The organism is Mesorhizobium sp. BR1-1-4, assembly GCF_020165375.1.
Taxonomy (GTDB): Bacteria; Pseudomonadota; Alphaproteobacteria; order Rhizobiales; family Rhizobiaceae; genus Mesorhizobium; species Mesorhizobium australicum.
In genome coordinates this window covers 58,806-70,747 of sequence record NZ_JAIUIB010000012.1, presented here as the reverse complement: position 1 = coordinate 70,747, position 11,942 = coordinate 58,806, and the positions used below count along the sequence as shown (strand labels likewise).

Below are 11,942 nucleotides of genomic sequence, written 5' to 3'. Positions count from 1 at the left end.
CGGATGTGCGGGATCGCCGGAATTGTCGCGCTGAGCGCCACTGCCCCACCTCCTTCGCGGGAAGCGCTGTTGCGTATGGTGGGCGCGCTCGCACACCGCGGACCCGACGAGCGGGGGCTGTATCGCGACCGACGCGCGGGTTTGGCGCATGCCCGCCTGTCCGTGGTCGATCTGCTGCACGGCCAGCAGCCACTCGCCGACGTCAGCGGCCTGACATGGATCGTCTTCAACGGTGAAATCTTCAACTACGTCGAATTGCGCGACAAGTTGATCGCGCTTGGTCACCGCTTCCGCACGCATAGCGACACGGAAGTCGTGCTCCACGCTTACCAGGCCTGGGGCCAGGCCGCCTTTGAACGGATGAATGGTCAATGGGCAGTCGCGATATGGGACTCTGCTGCCGGCCGCCTGATCCTGTCGCGTGACCGCTACGGCATCTGCCCGCTGTATTATTGCGAGCACGGCGGCCGCGTCTTCTTTGCAAGCGAAGTCAAAGCCATTTTCGCTGCGGAAACAGCGATTCCTCGCGCCTTTGATCCGACAGGAATCGATCAGACGTTTACATTCTGGACGGTGATCCCGCCGCAGAGCGTCTTCGAAGGCGTCAAGGAACTGCAGCCTGGACATATCCGACTCTATGAAGGTCGCGTGGCACGGGAGACGGCCTTCTGGGAGCCGCATTATCCGCGAATTTCCGCTTCGGACCCTGAATGGTTCAGCGGCTCGTGCGACGATGCCGTCGAGGCGGTCCGCGGTGCGCTCGAAGCCGCGACGGCGCTGCGGATGGTGCAGGCCGACGTGCCGGTGGGTTGCTATTTGTCCGGTGGGCTCGACAGCTCACTTGTCGCGGCGCTTGGGAGACGTTTCGCGGGGGAGCGCTTCCAGACATTCTCCTTGCGTTTTGCCGACGAGGAATACGACGAGACCTATTTCCAGCGCCTGGTTGCCGCCGCGACCGCGAGCGAGCACCACGAGGTGGTGATTTCCCGCCGCGACATTGCAGCGGTTTTTCCCGAGGTCGTCTACCATACCGAGCGGCCAATCCTGAGGACGGCCCCGGCACCGCTCTTCCTTCTGTCCAAGTTGGTCCGCGAGCGCGGCATCAAGGTTGTGCTGACAGGGGAAGGCGCCGACGAGATGTTCGCCGGCTACGACCTTTTCCGCGAAGGCAAGGTTCGCCGCTTCTGGGGGCGTCAACCTGCTTCGAGCCGGCGTGCGCGACTGCTCGAGCGTCTCTACCCCTATCTGTCGCGCTCACCGGTTCACCAACAGGCCATGGCGCGACAGTTCTTCGGGCGCGATCTTCATGCCTGCGACAGGCCCGGCTTTGCACATGACACGCGGTGGCGCACCACAAGCGCCATCAAGCGCCTATTCTGCCCCGACATGCGCGGCGCCTCGCAGCACCGCAATGCAGCCTCCGAACTGCTCGCCCCTCTCCCCGCCGAATTTTCGCGATGGAGCTTCCTTGCCCAGGACCAGTATCTCGAAATCCGAACGCTGATGTCGGGCTACCTGCTCTCCTCGCAGGGCGACAGGATGCTGATGGCACACTCGGTCGAGGGGCGCTTCCCCTATCTCGACGACGATGTCGTGGCGCTCGCGAATTCGCTTCCGGATGCTTACAAGTTGCGCGTCCTCGACGAAAAGCACGTGCTCAAGCGAGTGGCGCAGCCGATCGTGCCACCGCAAGTCGTTGCCCGCACGAAGCAGCCCTACAGGGCGCCAAACGCGCTTAGTTTCGTTGGTCATGATGCACCAGACTACATTCGCGAAGCACTGTCGGACACGGCATTGCGCGCGGCAAATGTCTTCGATCCGAAATCGGTGGCTTTCCTGCTTGGAAAGTGCCGGTCCAAGGCCGGCGACGGCGATCTCTCCAACTCCGACAACATGGCACTGGTCGGCGTGCTGTCGACCCAGCTTCTGCATCAGCAGTTCATCGCGAGCCGCCCACGCGGAGCGGACAAAGCCGAGCTCAGGATCGACGTTGATCACGAGCAGCGGGAAAGGGTCCTGGCATGATGCACGGCGCCGTACCACTCCTGCAGGACTACCTCATCCATTCCGCCGGCCGGCTTGGCGGCAAGGTCGCGTTGGTGGCCGGCAAGCAACGCGTCACCTATGCGGAGATCGATGAGCGCTCCGACAGGATCGCGCATTTCCTGGCCGCGGCCGGCGTCGAGCGCGGCGACCGCGTCATGATCTTCGCCGACAATACGGTCGAAACCGTCGTCAGCTTCTGGGCGGTGCTCAAGGCGAACGCCGTGGTCTGCATCGTCAACCCGCTTACGAAAAGCGAGAAGCTTCATTACCTGCTCAACGATTGCCTGCCAGCGGCGCTGATCACGGACAGCCATCTGCACTCGATATTCTCCCAGCCGTCGCGCGACTGTCACTCGCTGCGGGCGGTGATTGTCTCTGGGCCGGTCGACGAGGCCGAGTTCAACCGATTGCCGCACGCCGTGCGTTGGGACACGATCATCGAAGGACCTTCTGTTGCGCCGCCGCGCAAATCGATCGACATCGATCTCGCCGCCATCGTCTACACCTCCGGATCCACCGGCGAACCCAAGGGGGTCATGTTGACGCACGGCAACATGACTGCCGCGTGCGCATCGATCGCCTCCTATCTGGAGCTGCGTGAGGATGAGGTGATCCTCAACGTTCTGCCCCTCGCCTTCGACTACGGGCTCTATCAGATGATCATGGCCTTTCGCACCGGCGCACGGCTCGTCCTCGAGCGCTCCTTCGCCTTTCCGGCGCAGATCCTTCAGGTCATCAAGGACGAGCAGATCACAGGTTTTCCGGGCGTGCCCACGATCTTCGCGGCGCTTGCGGAACTCAGATCGCTGAAGAGCAACGATTTCGCGAGCATCCGCTATGTCACCAATACCGCGGCCGCCCTGCCGCTCAAGCAGATTGCCATGCTCAGGGAGCTGTTTTCGGGCGCACGCATCTATTCCATGTACGGCCTCACCGAATGCAAACGCTGCAGCTATCTGCCGCCCGACGATCTCGGGCGAAAGCCCCTCAGCGTAGGCATTGCCATTCCCAACACAGAAGTGTGGATCGTCGACGAGAGTGGCAGGCGGGTCGGTCCGGGCGTCGTTGGCCAACTTGTAGTTCGCGGCGCAACGGTGATGAAAGGCTATTGGGGCAAGCCAGAGGCCACGGCAAGGAAGCTGAAGCCGGGGCCGCTGCCGGGCGAGCAGGTCCTCTACACGGGCGACTACTGCCGGATGGACGCTGAAGGCTATTTGTACTTCGTCGGCCGTGGTGACGAGATCATAAAATCACGAGGCGAAAAGGTCGCTCCCAAAGAGGTGGAAAGCGTGCTTATGGACGTCCCTGGGGTGAAGGAAGCCGCGGTTATCGGTGTCCCCGACGACCTCCTCGGGCAAGCGGTCAAAGCATTCGTCGTCATCGAGCAGGGAAGAATTGTCGGCGAAAGGCAGCTCCTGATGGAGTGCCGGAAACGGCTGGAGAATTTCATGGTGCCAAAAACCATCGTCATCGTGCCCAGCCTGCCGATGACCGATACCGGAAAACTCAAGAAAGCGGCCCTGTCGTAGATTGTTTCAGATGCGCGATCGCAAGTCGCCTTTGCAATGGAGGATGGATTAGATGGATTCCATGATATCGGCCGCGGAAAGCGACGACATCCATATCAACCAGATCCGCAGCTTCCTGGCCTCGAATTTCTACATCGCGGACGTCAAGGCGCTATCCCTCACCGCATCATTGCTCGATCAGGGGATCGTCGACTCGACCGGAGTGCTCGAGGTGATCGGGTTCATCGAAGAGACTTTCGGCATCACAGTGGAAGACAGTGAACTCCTGCCGGAAAACCTCGATTCGATTCAAGGAATCGCGCGGTTCATCGTTCGCAAGAAGAAATGATCTGGCGCAAGAAGCAATGATCTGGACGGCCGGCCCGGTACCGGGCGAACGCAATCATGCCTGCCGCCTGGCCTCTGCCAGGACCACCCGCACTTCACCGGTATGGTTGGCGAAAGTGCGTATCTGCTCGTAGCCCTTGCTGCGCTCCAGAAGACTTATGACTTGGCGGTCCTGACCAAGCCCCACCTCGAACAGCAGGACGCCGCCTGGTCGGAGGTAGCGCAGCGCGTCCTTGACGACCCGCATATGAATGCTGAGCCCATAGGGACCGGCCGCGAACGCCTCTCGCGGCTCGAGCATAACCAGATGGCGGCGGTCACCCTCGAGCCGCTTCTCCGAGATGTAGGGCGGATTGCAGACGATGGCATCAAGCGTGCCGTCGAGCTCCAGTCTGGACACCCCTTCGAACAAATCACCCTGGTGCACTGAAATCCGGTCAGTCAAGCCATGATGAACGACATTTCGCCGCGCCGCGTCGATACAGCCGTCGGTAAGATCGCAGGCCCAAACTCGGGCGGATTGGATATGGCTAGCGATCGCGCAGGCCAGGTTGCCGGCGCCACAGCACATGTCGACGACACGCGGCGCCGGCAGGTCCATTGCGCGCAGGACATCTACGGCAACGGAGCCGAGCAGCTCTGTTTCCGGCCGCGGCACCAGTGCACCGGGCGCAACCAGGATCTTCATTCCCATGAAGATGATGCTGCCTTTGTTGTAAGCGCCGGCGACGCTGATCTCTTCGCTCACGATCGTTCTCGCAACGACATCGAAGATATTGCCGCTGCCGGCGACGCCGGCAGCGATTGTCTATTGCACCGCCGCGTTTTCGAGCGCGCTGCTGAACCTGACCTCGATCGTATCACCCGGCGCCACCGCGGTATCCTGGTCGGCCGGCTGCTTGCGCCATTGCGCATCGACGGAGCGGATGATCGTCACCTGGGCCCGCACGGTTTCGCCGCCGATCGGCTGCGGCAAGGCAGATGCTCCCTGCGGCTGCAATTTCTGGCTGACCGCGTGCAGCCTTGCGGTGATGTCGGCAAGGCGCGCCTGTGTATCCCGCAACTCGTTCAACAAACCGGCACGCCTCTGGTTGTCATTGCGCTCGATCTGCCTTGCAAGATCATCCTGTTGGCGCCGAGCCCGCATGAGTTCGACCGAAGTTTCAAGCGCACGGCTCGAGGACAGAAGCACCGCGCGCCGGACATCGGCGAGCCGGTTGTTGGTCAGGTTGCCAGCCTTGAAGAGCTTGGTCACCTGCGCCAAATCCTCTTCATCGGCCTTGACTCCATCGGCTTCGTCCTGCTCGCGCTGGAGCAACGCCTGGACCTGGGTCGCTGCATCCTTGGCGCCCTTCTCCAGAAAGCTCTGCTCCTGCCCGAAATTGTCCAGCGAGAGCTTCAGCCCTTCTGCCTCGGCCTGCGCGATTTCGGTTGCGAGGGAAGAAGACAGCGGAAAGCCCTGGGGGGCCTTCATGTCGAAATCGGGCTGCTTTTGAAGTTCGGCACGTATGCGCGCACTGTGGAAATAGTCCTTGATGTATTCTCCCCAGATCGTCTCATAATCGCGCTGCAGGTCCGTTGGGTCCGGCCCAGCCTGGTTCGCCCGTGCACGCAAGAGGCTGAAGCCGCCGGCGACGGCTATCGCCTGCCGAACCGTCATGAGCGGACGAAAGGCTTGCTGCCCAGGAGCGAGCACTTCGCCAGTCACGTAGATCGGACGGTATTCAGCGATGATCGCCGTCACGTCGCCGGGCCTGACGACCGCCACCTGCTCACGGCCGTCCGGCATGCGTATGTGGTAGATCTTGGTCGGCAGGATCGCCTGCAAGCGCGTCTGAAGTTCGGACGGGGTCAGGCCAGCGACAGGCACCGTGCCTGCCTCGGCGAGAACGATGGTGCCGTCCATCTGCACCACCGCACGCTGCGTCCGCTCGGGAAGCGAGGTGATTGCGATCTCGATGGTGTCTCCGGGCGAAATTCGATAGATCGTCGCATCGGCTGCCGCAGCCATCGGCAGGGCGCAAAGCATCGCAAGCGTCGCAAGCAAGAATCGGCTAAGGTTGACCATTCGCGACAATCTCCTTCTTGTCCTGGTTTTCGGGCCAGTCGACGCGGGTGACGAAGTCGTAAACCGGTCCACCGGCCACGCCCCAATTGCTGGACCAGATCACCTGTGTGCCGTCCGGCGAAGGTGACGCATGCGTCTCGCTCCAGTAGTCGAAGGGCGCGTTGCGGGTCTGCACGATGCGCCGAACTTCGCCGCTGCCGTCGATGCGCAACGCGATGACTTCCCGTGCATATGGTGCCCAGGCTGGATTGGCCGATATCTCTTCCGGGTTGCCGCCATAGGTCAGGAAGACCCAGCCGGGCCGCTTCAGAGCACGCGACGATGCATGCTCTGCTTCGCCGTATCCGGTCAGGGAGGTCACCTTCCCATCGGACAATCTTCGCTTGATCACGTGATACTTGTCGGGGCCGGATTTGCTGATGCCAACATAGACCTCGCTGCCGTCGTCATCGAGCGTAAGGTCTCCGTGGCCCGGGCGGTGATGGTCTGTCCACCTCTGTCGCAAGGTACCATCGACACTGAAAATGGCCCTCTGCTCGGTGCCGTCGGCCAGGTTTTGAAAGCAAAGGATGTTCGTGCCGAGCGGGGAGATGGTGCAGGAGCTGGTGGTTCCGGGAACCTGAGCGAGATCGATGTCCGGGAATTTGAACCGATCCGCGAGATCGAAGGCGAAAACCACCGCTTTTCCATCCGCGCGGACAGCGCGGACGGCTATACGGTTGCCGTCACGGCTTGGATTGCCCTTCGACGGCCCGAACTGCAGATCGTGGTATTGAGCCGTGACGAAGACAACGTCTTCGTGGTTTGTCCTTGGCGCCCATGTCGAGATCTTCCGATCCTCAACGCAGATCATCACGTCTGCGTTTCGAGGATGCCATTCGCATTCACCGCCTTTGTCGCGGTGGAATAGCGGAGCATATGTCTTGCCGTCGAGGAAGCACAGCCCGTTGCAGCCATTGGCCAGCACGAGCAGGCTCTGGTCCGCATTCCAGGCTTGAGCGCTCGAATAGCGATGACTGCAATATTTCGTCCCACACACGACACCTCCCCCAAGTGCGCCGGGTTTGGTGATGCGCATGAAATTCGTGCCGAATGCCGGATCTGTCGCGGGATGCAGATAATCTGGGAGATCCATCGGCATTGGCGCGACGAACGTCGTGGACATGCTGTTTCCCTGGCTGTCGGCCGCCCGCAGCAGGACAGCAAAGGCGATCAGGAGCAGTGCCAATGGGAGTGGGTAAAACCTCATGTCATGTAGCTCATTTCGCGACGTACCCGACCTTCGCCGAGGCGCGCCCGCCACCAATCGATGGTTCTGGCCAAGCCGTGGCGCAAACTCGTTTGCGCAGTCCATCCGGTTTCACGTTCGAGCCGTGATGAATCGGCCAGCAGAGCGCGAACCTCGGAGTTTTGCGGCCGCAATCGACTCTCGTCGCGGTGAACGGGCTTCTTGCAGTTGCTCAGTTCGCGCACGAGATCGAGCACGTCCGATATGGTCACGGCACGCTGGCTTCCAGCATTGTAGGCATGGCCGAATTCGAGTGTGGCTGAACCCGCGCTCAGGAAGGCAGCCGCTGTGTCCTCGACGAAGGTCAGGTCGCGGACCGGGCTGGTATCTCCCACCATGATCGAAACACATTTTGGATCGAGCGCCTGCCGGATGATTGTCGGTATTATGGCTCGTTCGCTTTGTCGCGGCCCGAATGTATTGAACGGCCGGAGGATCACGACGGGCAGGTCGAACGATCTGGCATAGGACTGCGCCATCATGTCGGCGCCGATCTTGGACGCCGAATATGGCGATTGTCCCTGAAGAGGATGGGACTCGCTGATCGGCATGCTGAGCGCCGTGCCGTAAACCTCACTGGTCGAGGTGTGAATGATCCGTTCCGTCTCCCATTGGCGGGCCGCTTCAAGGACATTCAGCGTCCCCATGATATTGGTTTCCACATAGGACTGGGCGGCCGCGTATGAGTACGGGATCGCGATAAGCGCAGCGAGATGAAACACGACGGCTTGGCCGCGCACGATCCGGTTCAGGAATGCACCGTCGCGTACATCGCCTCGAACGAGTTTCAGATGACCTCGGATGTCGTCTGGCAGATCATCCAGCCATCCATGACTGTCGAACGAATTATAGAGGGCCAATGCGGTCACCTCGGCACCGTTGCGGACGAGTGCCTCGGTCAGGTGCGATCCAATGAACCCATCCGCGCCAGTGACCAGAACTCTCTTGCCATTGTAGCTCATAACCAGGTGTTCCTTCTTTCACCTGAAGCGCTCCGGTTGCCGAGCGCCCACACAGAAACAGCCTTCAACGCCTGAGTAGCCCGACAGGCACCCAGCCGATTACCGCCAGAAAACCGAGGATCATCCACACAACATCCGAAGCGATGGTTCGTCGGGGATAATAGGAAAGATCGAACTTGGCTTTGATCGGAAACAGCGCCTCCCTGTAGAAGGACGACAGGTCTCCTGAGACCGGGTAGAGAGAGGCTTCGTGACGGAAAAGAACTTGCGTCGGGCCGACCAAGCCGGGTTTATATCTTAGGACCGCCTCGAAGCCGCCATGGAAGCAGTCAGCAAAGGCGAGGCTTTCCGGCCGTGGCCCGACGATGGCCATGTCGCCTCTGAGCACATTCCAGAGTTGCGGCAACTCATCCAGTTTGGTGCTGGCCAAAATGCGCCCGATCTTCGTCAGCCGACGGTCGCCTATGCTGGTCAACGCAGGGCCCTGAGGATCACACAGAACCTCGAATTTGCGGAACTTATAGATATGAAACATGCGCCCCCCTGCACCGATGCGAGGCTGCCGGAAAAGCACGGGGCGTCCGCCCTCGAGAAATAGCGCAAATGCAATCAGCAACATCAGCGGCGCGAAAACGATCGCGGCCAAGGATGCGGCCACGACATCCATCGCGCGTCTGCCAAAACCATGGCTCACGCCTGACACGACGGGCGGGTGTATGGATAGATCAAACGCGTTCATGCGGCGGTTCCCGCGTGGATGCCGCTGTTGAGCGCGGTCGCCAGGACGTCCACCACGGCTTCAACCGCGGGCGCGGTAATCTGAGGATGCAGCGGAATGGTCAACTCTCGTTCCGCGAAATCCTCGGTGCGCGGCAGGTGGGTACCCGGGTAAAGCTCACGGTAGAGGGTCATCTGATGAACGGGCGGGTAATGGACCGTGGTTTGTATGTCCTGCGCCCGCAGCTCATCGACGACATGCTGCCTATTGATGTAGCGCGGCAAGAGGATCGGCATGATGTGGTAAGCCGAGGCTCGCGGTTCTTCGAAGGGTATTGTGATCGCCGGGCAACGCAACGCGATAAGGCGCCGGTACAACACGACAAGAATGCGCCGTATCTCGTTCCACTCCTGCAGGTTCTGGAGTTGAACCAAGCCGATCGCGGCCCGCATTTCGTCCATTCGGTAGTTGAAGCCGAGCATGGTCACATCGTAATGCGCGGTGCGGCTGTTCAGTCGCTGGCGTGTTCCGGTGGTCATGCCGTGCGCGCGAGCCTGGCGAATCCTGTCCAGCAGTTGGGGGTCCCGGGCAATTACGGCCCCGCCCTCCGCCGTCGTCATGTTCTTGTTGCCGTAGAAGCTGAAGGCGGCGCCCGCACCAAAGGTGCCAACCGCTTTTAGGCCGGGAGCATGTGCCGCATCCTCGATGATCGAGAGCCCGCGTGCGCTGGCGAATGCTTGCCAGGCGTCCTTGTCGGCAAGATAGCCGGCGAAATGAACCAGGATCACGGCCCTGGTGCGAGGGCTGCAGCGTGCTTCTGCTTCTTTGAGCGACATCAGAGGGACGTCTGCCGATTCTATGTCGACAAAGACAGGAGTGGCGCCGACATAGAGCACTGCGTTCGCGGTAGCCACGAAGGTCAGCGAAGGAACCAGCACCTCGTCGCCCGGACCAATCCCCAATCCGTGAAGGATAAGATGAAGGGCTGCGGTGCAGGAACTAACCGCTACGCAGTCCTCTGCCTCGTGCATCAAGGCAAACGCCTCTTCGAAAGCCCGGACCCGTTCACCCATCGTCAGCCAACCGCTGTCGATCACTTTCGCCAAAGCCGCTTTTTCTGGCACTCCCAGGACCGGGGAACTTACCAAGAGCATCGTCACCTCCTCGATGATCCTCGCGCCTGGCCGTTACGCTGCCGCGGCGGCCACTTCGATGGACGCCGACTGCTCTTCCCAGGAAACTGTCTGCGCGTTCTGGAAGTCCTCGACGCGTCCGATGTCGAGCCAAAGACCTTCGTGCTTGTAGACATGCACGACGCGTCCGGCCTGGAGCATCTGCAGCATGAGGTCGTCGAACCCAAACGGTATCCCGGATGGGATGAAGTCGAGGACGTCCGGGTTCATGCAGTAGATGCCCATGCTTACCAGATGCGACAGCGCAGGCTTTTCGCGGAACACCTGGACGGTGTTGTCAACCTCGTCGATCACACCGAAATCCATCTTGGTAAGCCGCAGCGAAGTCGCTATCGTGACGGAGTCTTTGTGCAGGCGGTGCGCTGCGGTAAACCGGCTGATGCTCAGGTCGGTCAGCACATCGCCGTTCAAGACAATGAACGGCTCATTCAATTCGTCTCTGATCAAGGAAAGCGGGCCGATCGTTCCGAGCGGTTCCATTTCCTGCGTGTAGCGGATCCTCAGATTCCACTGCGAGCCGTCACCGCACACGCTCCGGATCAGGTGCCCGAGATAGCCGGTGGTGACGTAGACGTCTTCGATTCCGCTACGCCGCAGCCATTTCAGCAGCAACTCGAGGACTGGCCGCGCGCCAATTGGCATCAGCGGCTTGGGCAAAACCGATGTAAATGGCCGAAGGCGCGTTCCCATGCCACCGCATTGAATTACCGCTTTCATTCGATCCTCCCTACGCACATGGCCAGAGTTGGCCTTGACGGCTGAAACCGCATCCGGAGCCAAGACGGCGAACCGCCTCGCGCAGCAGGGTTTCAGTTGTCCGAACCTGCGAGAGATTAGGGAGCGAACCGGGATACTGTCGTCGTGCGTTTGAATGGCACGGGCGAATTTCTCTGATCCCGGAACCGTAGGGGACGAAACATATCCCGCGGACCTGACGGGCGTGGTCGAGACGCGCAACAGACCAAGGTCCCACTTGAATTGCGATTGAAGGTAAACATTTTCCTAAAACCGAGCTACATTAGCGTACGGTAATTAGCAGGACGGGGTTGTAGGACGTCGGGGTCCACCTTTCTGGACGTACCGGCGCTCCTGCAAGGCGCGGCCAGGTAGTGCGGGTTGTTTGTGCGTGGGGGTTTCTATGTACAAGATCGTCATAGCCGATGATCATGGCCTTTATCGACGTGGCTTGCGCATGGCGCTGACAGCCGGAATCCCTGGAGCCGAAATAATCGAGGCGACCTGTTTTGATGCCGTGGTTGGGCTCCTGGCCGAACACGAAACAATTGATCTTGCGATCCTGGACCTGAACATGCCCGGGCTGCTCACCCAGGAAGTGCTCGGCGACGTTCTCGCCGCCTATCCCAAAAGCAGGTTTGCGATTGTGTCAGGAAACGATTCACGATCGGAAATTTTGTTGGCCCTTTCAGTTGGCCTCCACGGCTACATCGTGAAGTCGCAGCCGGATGAGGAGGTGGTGCTGGCTGTCAAAGAGATCTTGTCAGGCCGCATCTATGTACCAGCCCTCCTGTCGCGAAGCTCTGGCGCAGCCGCGCCTCAGACGCATAGATCTCCCGTGGAGGCTTCGCACCAGGCCTTGGCCAGCCCAGGTTCTCTGGGAAGGCTCACGTCAAGGCAAAAGGACGTGCTCAAGCTTATGGCCGAAGGTTATTCGAACAAGGAGATCGCCCGCGATCTCGACATCGCCGAGGCCACGACGAAGATCCATGCCGCCGCAATCTTGCGTGAACTGGGAGTCCGAAACCGCACCGAGGTCGCTGTTTTGATGAGGACATGGCTTGGAACGATCTAAG

The 11,942-nt window shown here is 60.5% G+C and carries 11 protein-coding genes; 4 read left to right on the top strand and 7 right to left on the bottom strand.

Features of this window, described 5'->3' with window-relative positions:
* Nucleotides 1-3: 3 nt before the first annotated feature.
* The 3 genes from asnB to LB571_RS24115 are packed head-to-tail and all read left to right on the top strand — an operon-like array spanning nucleotide 4 to nucleotide 3,903.
* Nucleotides 4-2,025, top strand: a complete 2,022-nt coding sequence (gene asnB / locus LB571_RS24125) for an asparagine synthase (glutamine-hydrolyzing) (RefSeq protein WP_224598581.1) — start codon at nucleotides 4-6, stop codon at nucleotides 2,023-2,025.
* Nucleotides 2,022-3,575, top strand: coding sequence for a class I adenylate-forming enzyme family protein (locus tag LB571_RS24120; RefSeq protein WP_224598564.1), 1,554 nt, complete (start codon nucleotides 2,022-2,024; stop codon nucleotides 3,573-3,575). The genes asnB and LB571_RS24120 overlap by 4 nt, the downstream gene beginning before the upstream one ends.
* A gap of 52 nt (nucleotides 3,576-3,627) precedes the next feature.
* The gene (locus LB571_RS24115; RefSeq protein WP_015316399.1) at nucleotides 3,628-3,903 is read left to right on the top strand and encodes an acyl carrier protein; all 276 of its coding nucleotides are present in this window, start codon (nucleotides 3,628-3,630) and stop codon (nucleotides 3,901-3,903) included.
* Nucleotides 3,904-3,957: 54 nt separating this feature from the next.
* On the opposite strand, the gene LB571_RS24110 is transcribed toward LB571_RS24115, so the two are convergent.
* The 7 genes from LB571_RS24110 to LB571_RS24080 form a co-directional block, all read right to left on the bottom strand.
* Nucleotides 3,958-4,650 (bottom strand): N5-glutamine methyltransferase family protein, encoded by a 693-nt coding sequence (locus LB571_RS24110; protein ID WP_224598563.1) that lies wholly within the window; start codon nucleotides 4,648-4,650, stop codon nucleotides 3,958-3,960.
* 60 nt (nucleotides 4,651-4,710) lie between these two features.
* Complete coding sequence (locus LB571_RS24105) at nucleotides 4,711-5,970, bottom strand: polysaccharide biosynthesis/export family protein (protein WP_224531215.1); 1,260 nt, start codon at nucleotides 5,968-5,970, stop codon at nucleotides 4,711-4,713.
* Nucleotides 5,957-7,219 carry a hypothetical protein gene (locus LB571_RS24100; RefSeq protein ID WP_224598561.1) on the bottom strand — a complete coding sequence of 421 codons (1,263 nt, stop codon included), beginning with the start codon at nucleotides 7,217-7,219 and terminating at the stop codon, nucleotides 5,957-5,959. Before LB571_RS24100 ends, LB571_RS24105 begins: the two co-directional genes overlap by 14 nt.
* Nucleotides 7,216-8,220, bottom strand: coding sequence for an SDR family NAD(P)-dependent oxidoreductase (locus LB571_RS24095; RefSeq protein WP_140614634.1), 1,005 nt, complete (start codon nucleotides 8,218-8,220; stop codon nucleotides 7,216-7,218). Before LB571_RS24095 ends, LB571_RS24100 begins: the two co-directional genes overlap by 4 nt.
* 64 nt (nucleotides 8,221-8,284) lie before the next feature.
* Nucleotides 8,285-8,959 carry a sugar transferase gene (locus LB571_RS24090; protein ID WP_140614635.1) on the bottom strand — a complete coding sequence of 225 codons (675 nt, stop codon included), beginning with the start codon at nucleotides 8,957-8,959 and terminating at the stop codon, nucleotides 8,285-8,287.
* On the bottom strand, nucleotides 8,956-10,092 hold the full coding sequence (locus LB571_RS24085) for a DegT/DnrJ/EryC1/StrS family aminotransferase (RefSeq protein ID WP_224598558.1): 1,137 nt from the start codon (nucleotides 10,090-10,092) through the stop codon (nucleotides 8,956-8,958). The genes LB571_RS24090 and LB571_RS24085 overlap by 4 nt, the downstream gene beginning before the upstream one ends.
* 33 nt (nucleotides 10,093-10,125) lie before the next feature.
* A complete protein-coding gene (locus LB571_RS24080; RefSeq protein ID WP_015316392.1) occupies nucleotides 10,126-10,848 on the bottom strand; it encodes an NDP-sugar synthase in 723 nt (240 codons plus the stop codon).
* A 421-nt stretch (nucleotides 10,849-11,269) separates the two neighbouring features.
* Here LB571_RS24080 and LB571_RS24075 point away from each other — a divergent pair, with 421 nt between their 5' ends.
* Nucleotides 11,270-11,941, top strand: coding sequence for a LuxR C-terminal-related transcriptional regulator (locus LB571_RS24075; protein ID WP_015316391.1), 672 nt, complete (start codon nucleotides 11,270-11,272; stop codon nucleotides 11,939-11,941).
* Nucleotide 11,942: the final 1 nt, after the last annotated feature.